The organism is Bradyrhizobium sp. Leo114, assembly GCF_055229415.2.
In genome coordinates, this window is the sequence record NZ_JBUYEN020000066.1 from 20,457 (window position 1) to 32,413 (window position 11,957).

The window sequence follows — 11,957 nt, forward strand, 5'->3', positions numbered from 1 at the left end:
CGGGGCCGGGATGTCAAGCCGCGGTGCGGCATTGAAATGGGGACTTCCCCCTAGAACCCGCCGGCCCTCTGGTCCGCGCCGACTTCCCCGCCGGCCCTCGCCCGGCGTGCGTTGCTCGCCAATTGCCCCGGCCGATCCTCTTGGTCCGGCTTCGCGGTCGCCAGCCTCAGCACCGCGAGATAGCCCGGCTGCACCTCCATTTGGCCGGCGTGCCGGCTTTCGCTGAGAATGCGGTGAACCCGCGGCAGGTTGTAGCACGGGACGTAGAACAGCAGGTGATGCTCGAGGTGATAGTTCACGTAATAGGGGGCGATGAACAGCCGCTCGAGGAAGCTGGCGTGCGTGGTGCGGGTGTTGCGCAGGGGATCGTGGCTGTCAGGAACGACGGCGTGCTCGGCGATGTTGCGGATGCGCGTGATCACCATCATCCAGGTGAGCAGTGGAACCAACCATAACAGTGGATAGGCCCACCACACGCCGGCGGCCGCGAGCCCTGCAAACAGAAGGCCGTTGACCATGAATTGCGGCCCGAGCTTCTGCCAGAAATGCGCAGCACGCTGCCGCCATGGCCACTGCTTCGGCCCGAGCGCATTGAGCAGTTGCGCCTTGCGCTGCTGATAGCCGGTCTGGCCGGTGATGTCGCGAATGAACTTGCGCCGGTAGCTCACCCTGGTGATCGGAAACGGCGCCGACAGCACGAGATCCGGATCATCCTCCTGCTGCGTCCGCGCGTGATGCTGCAGGTGATAGCGGCGATAGGCCCGCGTCTCCGCAAAGATCGGATAGGCGCAGAACCATTGGCTCAATGTCAGATTGGTCTTCTCCTCCGCTGAAAGGCATCCATGCGCGCCGTCGTGCATCAGGATCGCGAGCCCGAGCTGGCGCGAGCCGATGATCGCGACAGCGAGGAGATATGTCAGCGGATTCGGCCACCACGCCACCAACGCGATCGCGCCTGATATCAGCGCCCAGGCATGTGCGATCAGTGCGACGCCCTTTAAGGTCGAGCGCTGGCGCACGGCGATCAATTGATCCTCGGTCAGGAAGTCGCGGGCGCGGATGCGAAGCGCGGTCATGACGAAGCCTCCTCGTCGCGTGAGGTGGAAGTGGATGTGCTGGGATCGCCGACCAGGCGCAGGCGCCGGTTGTCGCCGCTGGATGTGGCGGTGGCCTGCTCGCCGAGCACGCGCAGCATTTCGCTGCACAGCTCCTCCGCCGAGCGACCCATCGCATAGCCTTCGAGGATGACACCGATCGCAAGCGCCCAGAACCGCCGCGAGGTCGCGGCCGGATCGCGCAGCGTGCGCCAGCCGTGCCGTTCGATCTGCCCCGCATAGGCGCGCAGCCCTTCGCTGTGCAGCCGCTCGATGGTCCGCTCCACCAGCGGTGCGAGATCCGGGCGGCGCCGTGTCAGGGTCAGCGCCTCCGCAAAGAAGGCAACCGAATCGGTTGCCGTCACCGTCTCGACCAGTGCACGCGTGTAGTCCTGCGGCGTCTCCGCCCGCAGCGCAGCCTCTTCCGCGGCACGCGCGACATAGAGCATGTCGCGGCAGGCAGCCTCGACGAAGAGCGCCTCCTTGGTGCGGAAATAGTAGGTGATCTGGCTCGGAAAGGCGTCCGCGGCCGCAGCGATATCGGTGATCGAAGCGCCGGCCAGCCCCTGTTCCCTAAACAGGCGGCTTGCGGCGTCGAGCAGCAGCGAACGCATCTTGCGCCCGGCCGCACGTGTGGCGCGAACGGCATGTTTGGGATCGCCGGCTGGCGATTCGGACGCAGCTTTGGCTGCCATTAGATGTCTCCTCGACTTATTTGTATGATATACAAACAAATAAATCAAGACCGAGCTGGACGAACGGATCCAGTGCAGATAGGCCCGCTACCACGGGCAAAAACTTGGCCGCCAATCTTGCCAAGGCCCGCAAAATCCTTATAAAGCCCGCCATCCGTGGGTCCCGGCCGGGAGCTGAACGGACGGTCTCAGCAATTTCATTCGTTGATTTTGATGTGGCAGGGCCAGTCGGCCCGTCGTCCCGTGCTTCCGCCTTCTGAGCAACATCGAGTCCTTTCCGAAGGTCTCGAAGGGCTTGTCGCCGGGAACCGCGCCAACTTTAGAAAGGACATCCATGCCTCTTTACGAGCATGTTTTTCTCGCGCGCCAGGACGCGAGCACCCAGCAGGTTGACGAACTGACAGCGCAGATGACCGGCATCGTCGAACAGGCCGGCGGCAAGGTCACCAAGACCGAGAATTGGGGCGTGCGCTCCCTCACCTACCGCATGAACAAGAATCGCAAGGCGCATTTCGTGCTGATGAACGTCGACGCGCCGTCTTCCGCGATCAGCGAGATCGAGCGTCAGGAGCGGATCAGCGAAGACGTCATCCGCTATCTCACCGTCCGCGTCGAGGAGCTCGAGGAAGGCCCGTCGGCGATGATGCGCAAGGCTGACCGTGACCGTGAGCGCGATGATCGCGGCGGCGGCTTCCGCGGCGACCGCGAGGGTGGCGGCTTCCGTGGCGATCGCGACGGCGGTGGATTCCGCGGCGACCGTGGCCCGCGCCGTCCGCGCGATGAAGAAGCTGCGACCGAGGAGTAAGAATCATGGCCGAAGCCGGTGCCCGCCGTCCGTTTTTCCGTCGCCGCAAGTCCTGCCCGTTCACGGGTCCGAATGCGCCGAAGATCGACTACAAGGATTCCAAGCTGCTGATGCGTTACGTCTCCGAGCGCGGCAAGATCGTGCCGAGCCGCATCACGGCCGTTTCCGCCAAGAAGCAGCGTGAACTCGCCCGCGCCATCAAGCGCGCGCGCTTCCTCGGCCTCTTGCCCTACGTGATTCGCTAATCAATCCGGTCCGCAGCACCTCGCGCGCTGCGGACCATTTGCTCATAAGGCTTCCGGGTCGTCCGGTCGCCGATGGTTGGGGTTCTCAGGCAGGACCTCTAACCGCTCGAAAGGAGCGGGACAGCTGATGATCGCGACGTTGTTCATTGCTATCGCTGCTGGCTGCGCGTCGGCGTTGATGTTCGCCTCGATGATTTCGGGCGCGATGATCTCGCTGTTGCTGTTCTGGCTGGCGCCGCTGCCATTGATGATGGCGGGGCTCGGCTGGGGTCCGCTTACGGCAAGTATTGGCGGGATTGCGGCCGCGCTGGGCCTCGGCGCGATCTTCGGCCTGCCCTATTGCATCACCTTTGTCATCATGGTTGCGCTGCCGGCCTGGTGGCTCGGGTATCTCGCGCTGTTGGGACGCCCGATTGCGGACCCGAGCCCGGGCGGCGTGCCGGCGCCAGGGACCGCCAATCTCGAATGGTATCCGGTCGGCCGTATCCTGCTCTGGATCGCGGGCTTTGCCGTGCTCACCACGATGGCGGCCCTGCTCACGCTGGGAACCGACGCCGCCACCATAGCGGCTGCCATGAAGCGCGGCCTGATGCGGGTTCTGGACTCGCGCATGGTGACGACGAGCGCCGACATGGAACGCGTCGTCGACGCGATGGTGGCGGTCGCACCGCTCGCGGCGGTCATCGTCACGATGATATCGCTGACGATCAATCTCTGGCTGGCGACCTTGATCACGGCGACCTCGGGCCGCCTGCGACGTCCGTGGCCCGACCTGCGGGCGACTGCGCTGCCGGCGATGACATTGGTGGCTTCGTGCGTCGCCATCGCCTTCTGCTTCACGAGCGGCCTGCTCGCTATCCTCGCACAGGTCATAACCACCGCCCTGATGGCGGCGTACGCGCTTACCGGTTTCGCCGTCTTGCACACGGTGACGCAATCGCTCAACAGCCGCCCGTTCTGGCTGAGCTGCGCCTATGTCGTTGTCGTGATCTTCACCTGGCCCGTGATCGCGATGGTGGTGCTCGGAATAGCCGATGCGCTGTTCGGATTGCGCCAGCGCTATCTGCGGACCAGGCCGCCCCCGCTCCCTGCATCCTGAACTCGACCGATCAACCCAAACCAAGATTGAAGGAGAAGCAATATGGAAGTCATTCTTTTGGAACGTGTCGCCAAGCTCGGCCAGATGGGCGAAGTCGTGAAGGTGCGCGACGGCTTTGCGCGCAACTTCCTCCTGAAGCGCGGCAAGGCGCTGCGCGCCACCGCCGATAACCGCGCCAAGTACGAAGGCATGAAGGCCGAACTCGAGGCCAACAACATCAAGGCCAAGTCCGAAGCCGGCAAGGTGGCCGAGAAGATCGACGGCCGCGAGATCGTGATCATTCGCCAGGCTTCCGAAAGCGGTCAGCTATTCGGCTCGGTTTCGGTGCGCGACATCGTCGCGGCGCTGGCGACCGACGGCATCATCGTCAACCGGCCGCAGGTATGGCTGGACTCGCCGATCAAGGTGATCGGCCAGCAGAAGGTGACGATCGCCGTCCACCCCGAGGTCGAGACCAGCATCACCGTCATCGTCGCGCGCAGCGCGGATGAAGCCGAGCGCATCAAGCGCGGTGAGGACATCTCGAGCCGCCAGGAAGACCAGGACGCCGCAGCCGAGGCGCTTGCCGCCGCCGGCGAGTTCTTCGATCCGGAAGCGCAGCAGGAGGAGCCGGTGGCGCCGGCTGCCGAGGAGAAATAAGCCTCCTCATCTACCGCAAGATCAAAGCCCGGCCTCGATCAGGCCGGGCTTTCGATTCGGGCCGCCGCCTTCTCATCCAGCATTGGCAATGGAAGCGAGCGCGGTCGCGGTGTGTTTCTCTTTGCCGTCAATCACGCAGAACACGTCGGCTGCGACGACGGCGACGTGCCGTCCCGGCTTGATCACCCGCGCGCGGCAGATCAGGCGATTGCCGGATGCCGGCGAGAGCAGGTTCAATTTGTATTCGGCGGTGAGCGCCGTCTGGCCACGTGTGGTCGCGGCCGCGATCGTCGTTGCGTTGTCGACCAGGAACGCCGTGACACCGCCGTGGAACAGGCCGTGCTGCTGCAACAGCTCCGGCCCAACGCCGTCACTGCGAAGCTGCAGGAGCCGCAGGCGGGCTTGCGGATGGTTCCGGAGCGCTCGGAGCTGCAGCGGGTGCCGGAGACGCTGGCCTTACCGCTGGAACAGGATCGGACCGCAACGGTGCCGACCCGCTGCCGCTGTTCTCCTTCGACTCGACCTTGGCCGTATCCGGCTTGCTTTCCGAACCAGGCTTGTCTTCCACGGCTGGCTCGGCCTGTCTGGCAGGCTCCTCGCTGGGCTTGCCGCGCTTACCCAGCTTTTGTTTGGCAGCCGGCTTGGGCTCGGCCCCCTGCTCCGGGCTGGCCGCGTCAGGCGCCGCCTCGCTCGGCTGCTGCTGCCGCCTGGCGTTGCGACCATGCCGCCTGCCCTCGCCTTGTGGATTGAGGCCGTCAACGTCAGGCTTGGCGGCCTGCTGCGCGTCGGGTGTGGGCTCGGACGAACTCCACGGAAACAAGAACCTGCGGCTGGGCCGCTCCGGTTCCGGAGGGCTGGCCGGGCGCGCGGCTTCCTGCTGCTTCGCATCCTTGCCGTGCTTGGTCTGTTCCTGCCGGCCCTGATATCGCGTATCGCTGGCGCCGTTGGAAACGAGATAGGACGCCAGCAGCGAGGCCATGTCGCTGCTCGTGGTGTAGTGCTGGCGCAGGAACCCTGGGAGCGCCGACGCGCTGACGCTCTTGAGCAGGCCGCGCGCCGACTTGTGGCAGGCGCTGCAAGTGCCGGCAAAGATCTGCGAGGGGCTCTTGCCGGCCTCCAGATTGGTCGGCTGGGCATGCGCCGAGTTCGCCGCAAGGCCGGCGACAACAAGAATCACCGCCGCGAAAATGAGCGCTCGGCCCGACATCCCCATTCTCCTGATCGTGGAAACCCCCTCCGGCCCTGCTCGATCCGGTAGCGGCGGGCTCCTTTTAGCCGAATATCGGGCGAATGGAAGCGCACTTGTGACGCATCCACTCAATTGTCACATTCGGGAATATCCGCTTTGACTACAACGCAATAGCGCTTCCCCCCGATCACTCCTACAGTGATGTTGACTCACATTGGAACCATCTGTTCCACTGCGCGTCAGGGTAACGGCCGGTCACTCTGTGGTGCTTCCATGGACCGTTTGTTGCGTTATTTCTTGGGGCAGTTCGTTCGCCACGGCGCGCTTTCGGTCACGACCGCAAGCGGGGCGAAGTTCACCTGCGGCGACGGCGCCGGACAGCCGGTCTCGGTGCGGTTCCGGACGGAAGCCGCGGAGCGGTGGGTGTTGCTCGATCCCGAGCTCAGTCTCGGTGAGTCCTACATGGACGGCACGTTCGTCGTCGAGAATGGCTCGATTGTGGATGCGCTTGCGATCCTGATGGATCAGCCGGACATGCTACCGCGCTGGGCCAAGCCGCAATGGCTCCTGCGCTATCTCGGCAGGCACATCTGGCAATTCAATCCGCGGGGACGGTCGAGGCGCAATGTCGCTCACCACTATGACCTCGATGGCCGGCTTTATTCCCTCTTCCTCGACGCCGACAAGCAATATAGCTGCGCCTATTTCGAGACGCCGGATGCGACGCTGGACGACGCCCAGCTCGCCAAGAAGCGCCATCTCGCCGCCAAGCTCCTGGTGCGGCCGGGCCAGCGCGTGCTCGATATCGGTTCCGGCTGGGGTGGGCTTGGCCTCTACCTCGCCGAGATGACTGGTGCCGACGTCACCGGCGTCACGCTCTCCACCGAGCAGCTCCAGGTTTCGAACACCCGGGCGTCGGAGAAGAACCTCTCGCAATCGGCGCGCTTCCTGCTCGAGGACTATCGCGACATCCCCGGCCCGTTCGACCGCATCGTCTCGGTCGGCATGTTCGAACATGTCGGTGTCGACTTCTACGAGACCTTTTTCCGCCGCTGCGCCGAGTTGCTGACCGACGACGGCGTGATGGTGCTGCACTCGATCGGCCGGTCCACGGGGCCTGACGTCACCAGCCCCTGGATCGAGAAATACATCTTCCCCGGCGGCTACATCCCGGCACTTTCCGAAGTGATGCCCGCGATCGAGAGGGCCGGGCTTCTGGTCTGCGACATGGAGATCCTCCGCCTGCACTATGCCGAGACCTTGAAGGCATGGCGTGAGCGCTTCATGGCGCGGCGCGAAGAGGCCGTCCGCCTCTACGATGAGCGCTTTGCGCGGATGTGGGAGTTCTATCTGGCCGCTTCGGAAATGTCGTTCCGCAAGCAGAACATGATGAACTTCCAGCTCCAGCTCACCAAGCGGCAGGGGGTCGTGCCGATCACCCGCGACTATATCGGCCAGGAAGAGGCCAAGCTGCGCGGCATTGAGCAGCGCGCGCGACCGCGGCTGCAATTGGCGGGCGAATAGGCTCAGTTGCGGAAGCTGAAGGACGAGCCGTAACAGGGATGGGCCACGGCCGGGCGCGCGAGCTGCGCTTCGACGGCGGCGAGCACCTGCTTGTCGCAGGGAACCTTGCGGATTTCCGGGCGCGATACCTGCTCCATGGCGTCGATCAGCATCAACAGCCACCGCCGGTCGCCCTGTTCCGATTGCCGGATATGAAATCGCTGGCTCATCGCTTTGGCTAACCCGAAACCCTTCGGTCCGTTCCCGCTTACCCTGCCGCAACAAAAATCATTCCCATGTGAACTGGTTCACAAAGGTGGACGGGCGGTTTGGGCTAGACCACCGCCATGTCCCACGAGACGTACAGATCCTTGTTCGATCCGCCGCGCGACCTGAAAACCGACTACGCCCTGATCGCTGCGGGCATCGTCGCCGCTTTGGTTGCGTTCGCCTATCTCATCCTCACCTGAGATAGCAGGCCGGTCACGCGCCGTTCCCTTGGATGTTGGTTCGTCCAGGCGGAATTTGGTTCAGCCTGCCCAAAAACATTCCTCACGACTCGCCGCCCGCCCCCGAAATCCGTCAAGCATCGTGCACCGCTGCCACGTGATTCACACTTCGCTTGTGTGAATCGTGAATAAGGCGCATGGGCACTTCCGCTTCGGACAGCGGTGGCGCTTTATCGCCGCCCCTGCTCCGGGAATCCCAATAACGGCGAAATTCGAAGAATAATTCCGTCCATGGCAACTGATTCGAAGGTCCTGAAGCTCGCGCCCGAGCCGGGAGCACCGGCCTATCGCAGCGCACCGCACAATATCGAAGCGGAACAGGGGCTGTTGGGCGCTATCCTGGTCAACAACGACGCCTTCTACCGCGTCTCGGATTTCCTCGAGCCGAAGCACTTCTTCGAGCCGCTCCATCAGACGATCTATGAGACCGCCGGTAGCCTGATCCGGATGGGCAAGGTCGCTACCCCGGTGACACTGAAGACCTTCCTGCCGGCGGATACGGACATCGGCGGCATGACGGTTGCCCAATACCTCGCCCGCCTCGCCGCGGAGGCGACCACGATCATCAACGCCCAGGACTATGGCCGGACCGTCTACGACCTGTCGCTGCGACGCGACCTGATCCGGATCGGCGAAGACATGGTCAACGTCGCATTCGACGCGCCGGTCGATTTCGCCCCACGCGCCCAGATCGAGGACGCCGAGCGCCAGCTCTACGAGCTCGCCGAGACCGGCCGCTATGACGGCGGTTTCCAACGCTTCGCCCAGGCGCTGACGATTGCGGTCGACATGGCCGCGAAAGCGTTCCAGCGCGACGGCAAGCTGTCCGGCATCTCCACCGGCCTGCGCGACCTCGACACCAGGATGGGCGGCCTGCAGCCGTCGGACCTCATCATCCTCGCCGGCCGCCCCGGTATGGGCAAGACCTCGCTCGCGACCAACATCGCCTACAACATCGCCAGGGCCTATGAGGGCGAGGTGCAGGCTGACGGCAGCATCAAGGCAATCCACGGCGGCGCGGTCGGCTTCTTCTCCTGCGAAATGTCGGGCGAGCAGCTCGCCACCCGTATTCTCGCCGAGCGCACCGGAATCCCATCGAGCCACATCCGCCGCGGCGGTATCACCGAGATGGATTTCGAGAAGATCCGCGAATGCTCGATCGAGCTGCAGTCCCTGCCCTTCTATGTCGACGAAACCGGCGGCCTGTCGATCTCTCAGCTCACCGCCCGGGCGCGGCGGCTGAAGCGGCAGAAGGGCCTCGACCTCATCGTCATCGACTACATCCAGCTGCTGTCGGGATCGGGCAAGCGCGGCAACGACAACCGCGTCCAGGAAATCACGGAGATCACGACCAACCTGAAGGCGCTGGCCAAGGAATTGAATGTTCCCATCATCGCGCTGTCGCAGCTGTCGCGCCAGGTGGAGAACCGCGACGACAAGCGTCCGCAACTCGCCGACTTGCGTGAATCCGGTTCGATCGAGCAGGACGCCGACGTGGTGATGTTCGTCTACCGCGAGGAATATTACCTCGCCATGAAAGAGCCTCGCCCGGGCACACCGGAACACGAGAAGTGGCAGACCGACATGGGCCTCGCGCATGGCAAGGCCGAAGTCATCATCGGCAAGCAGCGCCACGGCCCGACCGGCACGGTCGAGCTGCACTTCGAAGCCAGCGTGACGCGGTTCGGCGACCTCGCCCATGACGGACATGTGCCGGATCGGCCTTCTTATTGATGCGCGGTTGAACCATTGCTGCCGCCCGCGTAAAACGGCGCCATGAACGTCGCTTCCGATCCGAAATCGATCCCGCAGGGCGCACAACTTGCGTCCGACGCACACCAGCTCGCGGTGCCTCCGACCGCCACCGGCGTCCTGACCGTCGATCTCGACGCCATCATCGCCAACTGGCGCAGGCTCGAGAAAGCAGCGGTTCCAGCCGAATGCGGCGCCGTCGTGAAGGCCGACGGCTATGGCTGCGGCGCTGCGCAGGTTTCGCGGGCATTGGCTGGCGCCGGCTGCAAGACGTTCTTCGTCGCCAATATCGAAGAGGCGCGCGCCGTGCGCGAGGCGGTGCCGTCCGCCACCATCTATGCGCTCGGCGGCTTCTTCCAGAACACCGGCGACAGCTACGCCAAGTTCGACTGCCAGCCCGTGATTGGCGATCTCAACGAACTCGCCGAATGGGACGTGTTCTGCCGTCGCTCCGGCTGGTCGGGCGGCGCCGCTATTCACATCGACACCGGCATGAACCGGCTCGGGTTCACAATCAACGAGGCGCAGGGCATCATCCCGCGCATCAATGCCGGCGATCACGGCATCACGCTGGTGATGAGCCACCTCGTCGCCGCCGAGCAGCTCAACAACCCGATCAATGCGAGGCAGCTTGCGGCCTTCCGCGAGATCGCGAGCCTGTTCACCGGCGTGCCGGCGTCGCTTGCGAATTCCTCCGGCATTTTCCTCAGCCCCCAATTCCAGTTCGATCTGGTGCGGCCGGGAGCGGCGCTCTACGGCGTCAACCCGACGCCCGAGGCCGACAACCCGATGCGGCCGGTGGTCGATCTCAAGGCCCGCATCGTGCAGATCCGCCACATCGATCGCGGCGAGACCGTCGGCTATGGCGGCACCTGGACCGCGCGGCGGCCGACGCGACTGGCGGTCATCTCGGTCGGCTATGCCGACGGCTATTTCCGCGCCGCGAGCTCGAACGACGGCACCCGCGGCGCCGACGTTGTGGTCGCCGGCAAGCGCTGTCCGATCGCCGGCCGCATCTCGATGGACCTGATCGCCGTCGACATCACCGAACTCGACAAGAATGCCGTGCGGCGCGGCCACATGGTCACGCTGATCGGCGAAGGCATCACGGTCGACGAAACAGCGCATCATTTCGGCACCATCGGCTATGAGGTGCTGACCAGCCTCGGACCGCGTTATGCGCGCATCTACAAGGGCGGCAATCCCGCGGAGGAGCCGCCGCCCCCGCCGGCCGACTCCGGCAACAGGCCGACCTGATCGGGTCAGAACGGATCGCGGTCGTCTCGACGCATGAAGATCGCGACCTTCAACATCAATAACATCAACCGCCGCCTGCCGAACCTCTTGCACTGGCTGCGCGCGGCAAAACCCGATGCCGTCAGCCTGCAGGAATTGAAGGCGACCGATAGCGAGTTTCCGACTGCCGCAATCGAAAAGGCCGGCTATGGCGCGGTGTGGCACGGGCAGAAGACCTGGAACGGCGTTGCGATCCTCGCGCGAAAAGCCGAGCCGGTATTGATCCGCACCGCCCTGCCCGGCGATCGCACCGATCATGAGGCGCGCTATATCGAGGCCGCGGTCAAGGGCATCATCGTCACCAGCCTCTATCTGCCGAACGGCAACCCGCAGCCGGGGCCGAAATTCGACTACAAGCTTGCCTGGTTCAGGCGATTGCGCGCGCATGCCGCGAAGCTTCTCAAAGAGGATGTCCCGGTCGTGCTCGCCGGCGACTACAACGTCGCGCCGACCGAGCTCGACATCTATCCGACGCGCTCCTGGGACAAGGATGCATTGATCCAGCCGAAGAGCCGCGCCGCGTTCAAGGCGCTGGTCGATCAGGGCTGGTGCGACGCGATCCGCACGCTGCATCCGGCAAAGCCGATGTTCACCTTCTGGGACTACAAGCGCAATCGCTGGCCGCGCGATGCGGGGCTGAGACTTGATCATCTGTTGCTCAGTCCTGTGCTCGTGCCGCGCCTGACGAAGGCCGGCGTCGACCGCGACGTCAGAGGCGACGAAGGCGCGAGCGACCACGCTCCGGCGTGGATCGTGCTGCGGTGATCGTGCCGTAGGATGGCCGCCTTCGCGGGCATGACTAGTCTGAGGGATACGAGTTCGCATTCTCGCGGCGCCTTGCGTCCGAGCTTTGCTTTACTTTTCACCCTCCTCGATAGCAGAGGGCGCAGGGAAAGTCGGGTGCTGGTTGCACCCATGGGTCCCGTGCAACAAAAAGCACGGGGGTAGGACCACAGGTTCAACCGAAGCATTCCGGCTTTCCCTGCGCGATGGTTTACGGCTTACTTCGTGCTCTCCCCGGTGACCGGCTATCCGATTCACACATTTTTGAGCCTCAAAGTGGTGCCGTATTTGATGCGACGGAAGGCTTCGAGGCCCAGGCGCATCACCTTTGGACCAGGCTTTCCATAG

Annotated in this window: 13 protein-coding genes and 1 pseudogene; 9 read left to right on the forward strand and 5 right to left on the reverse strand. The window is 64.2% G+C overall.

Going from position 1 to position 11,957, the window contains the following annotated elements; translation table 11 throughout:
* Window positions 1–50 precede the first annotated feature (50 nt).
* Both ACZIRK_RS40160 and ACZIRK_RS40165 read right to left on the reverse strand, forming a co-directional pair.
* Entirely contained in the window at window positions 51–1,076 is a 1,026-nt protein-coding gene (locus ACZIRK_RS40160) for a fatty acid desaturase family protein (RefSeq protein WP_130230207.1), read from the reverse strand.
* Entirely contained in the window at window positions 1,073–1,789 is a 717-nt protein-coding gene (locus ACZIRK_RS40165; RefSeq protein WP_130230205.1) for a TetR/AcrR family transcriptional regulator, read from the reverse strand. The genes ACZIRK_RS40160 and ACZIRK_RS40165 overlap by 4 nt, the downstream gene beginning before the upstream one ends.
* Window positions 1,790–2,123: 334 nt before the next feature.
* On the opposite strand from ACZIRK_RS40165, the gene rpsF reads away from it, so the two are divergent.
* The 4 genes from rpsF (at window position 2,124) to rplI (ending at window position 4,577) form a co-directional block, all read left to right on the forward strand.
* Window positions 2,124–2,594, forward strand: coding sequence for a 30S ribosomal protein S6 (gene rpsF, locus ACZIRK_RS40170; RefSeq protein ID WP_028165054.1), 471 nt, complete (start codon window positions 2,124–2,126; stop codon window positions 2,592–2,594).
* 5 nt (window positions 2,595–2,599) lie between these two features.
* The gene (gene rpsR, locus ACZIRK_RS40175) at window positions 2,600–2,839 is read left to right on the forward strand and encodes a 30S ribosomal protein S18 (protein ID WP_027583809.1); all 240 of its coding nucleotides are present in this window, start codon (window positions 2,600–2,602) and stop codon (window positions 2,837–2,839) included.
* Between the two features lie 127 nt (window positions 2,840–2,966).
* Window positions 2,967–3,938 carry a DUF2232 domain-containing protein gene (locus ACZIRK_RS40180; protein ID WP_028165053.1) on the forward strand — a complete coding sequence of 324 codons (972 nt, stop codon included), beginning with the start codon at window positions 2,967–2,969 and terminating at the stop codon, window positions 3,936–3,938.
* Window positions 3,939–3,980: 42 nt separating this feature from the next.
* Entirely contained in the window at window positions 3,981–4,577 is a 597-nt protein-coding gene (rplI, locus tag ACZIRK_RS40185) for a 50S ribosomal protein L9 (protein WP_130230201.1), read from the forward strand.
* Window positions 4,578–4,615: 38 nt separating this feature from the next.
* Here rplI and ACZIRK_RS40190 read toward each other — a convergent pair.
* A pseudogene (locus ACZIRK_RS40190) lies at window positions 4,616–4,937 on the reverse strand (PaaI family thioesterase); the annotation flags it as partial.
* Between the two features lie 10 nt (window positions 4,938–4,947).
* Window positions 4,948–5,784 carry a hypothetical protein gene (locus tag ACZIRK_RS40195; protein ID WP_474419422.1) on the reverse strand — a complete coding sequence of 279 codons (837 nt, stop codon included), beginning with the start codon at window positions 5,782–5,784 and terminating at the stop codon, window positions 4,948–4,950.
* Window positions 5,785–6,039: 255 nt separating this feature from the next.
* Here ACZIRK_RS40195 and ACZIRK_RS40200 point away from each other — a divergent pair, with 255 nt between their 5' ends.
* The gene (locus tag ACZIRK_RS40200) at window positions 6,040–7,290 is read left to right on the forward strand and encodes an SAM-dependent methyltransferase (protein ID WP_130230197.1); all 1,251 of its coding nucleotides are present in this window, start codon (window positions 6,040–6,042) and stop codon (window positions 7,288–7,290) included.
* Window positions 7,291–7,292: 2 nt separating this feature from the next.
* Here ACZIRK_RS40200 and ACZIRK_RS40205 read toward each other — a convergent pair whose 3' ends face one another.
* Window positions 7,293–7,442 (reverse strand): hypothetical protein, encoded by a 150-nt coding sequence (locus ACZIRK_RS40205; RefSeq protein ID WP_165435584.1) that lies wholly within the window; start codon window positions 7,440–7,442, stop codon window positions 7,293–7,295.
* Window positions 7,443–7,616: 174 nt separating this feature from the next.
* Between ACZIRK_RS40205 and ACZIRK_RS40210 the strand changes: the two genes are divergently transcribed.
* The 4 genes from ACZIRK_RS40210 to ACZIRK_RS40225 all read left to right on the forward strand — a co-directional run bounded on the left by ACZIRK_RS40210 (window position 7,617) and on the right by ACZIRK_RS40225 (window position 11,591).
* Window positions 7,617–7,739, forward strand: coding sequence for a hypothetical protein (locus ACZIRK_RS40210; RefSeq protein ID WP_283807015.1), 123 nt, complete (start codon window positions 7,617–7,619; stop codon window positions 7,737–7,739).
* Window positions 7,740–8,009: 270 nt separating this feature from the next.
* Entirely contained in the window at window positions 8,010–9,512 is a 1,503-nt protein-coding gene (locus ACZIRK_RS40215) for a replicative DNA helicase (protein ID WP_028165050.1), read from the forward strand.
* Between the two features lie 42 nt (window positions 9,513–9,554).
* Entirely contained in the window at window positions 9,555–10,787 is a 1,233-nt protein-coding gene (gene alr, locus ACZIRK_RS40220; RefSeq protein WP_130230195.1) for an alanine racemase, read from the forward strand.
* 33 nt (window positions 10,788–10,820) lie between these two features.
* Window positions 10,821–11,591 (forward strand): exodeoxyribonuclease III, encoded by a 771-nt coding sequence (locus ACZIRK_RS40225; protein ID WP_130230193.1) that lies wholly within the window; start codon window positions 10,821–10,823, stop codon window positions 11,589–11,591.
* The last annotated feature ends 366 nt before the right edge of the window (window positions 11,592–11,957 follow it).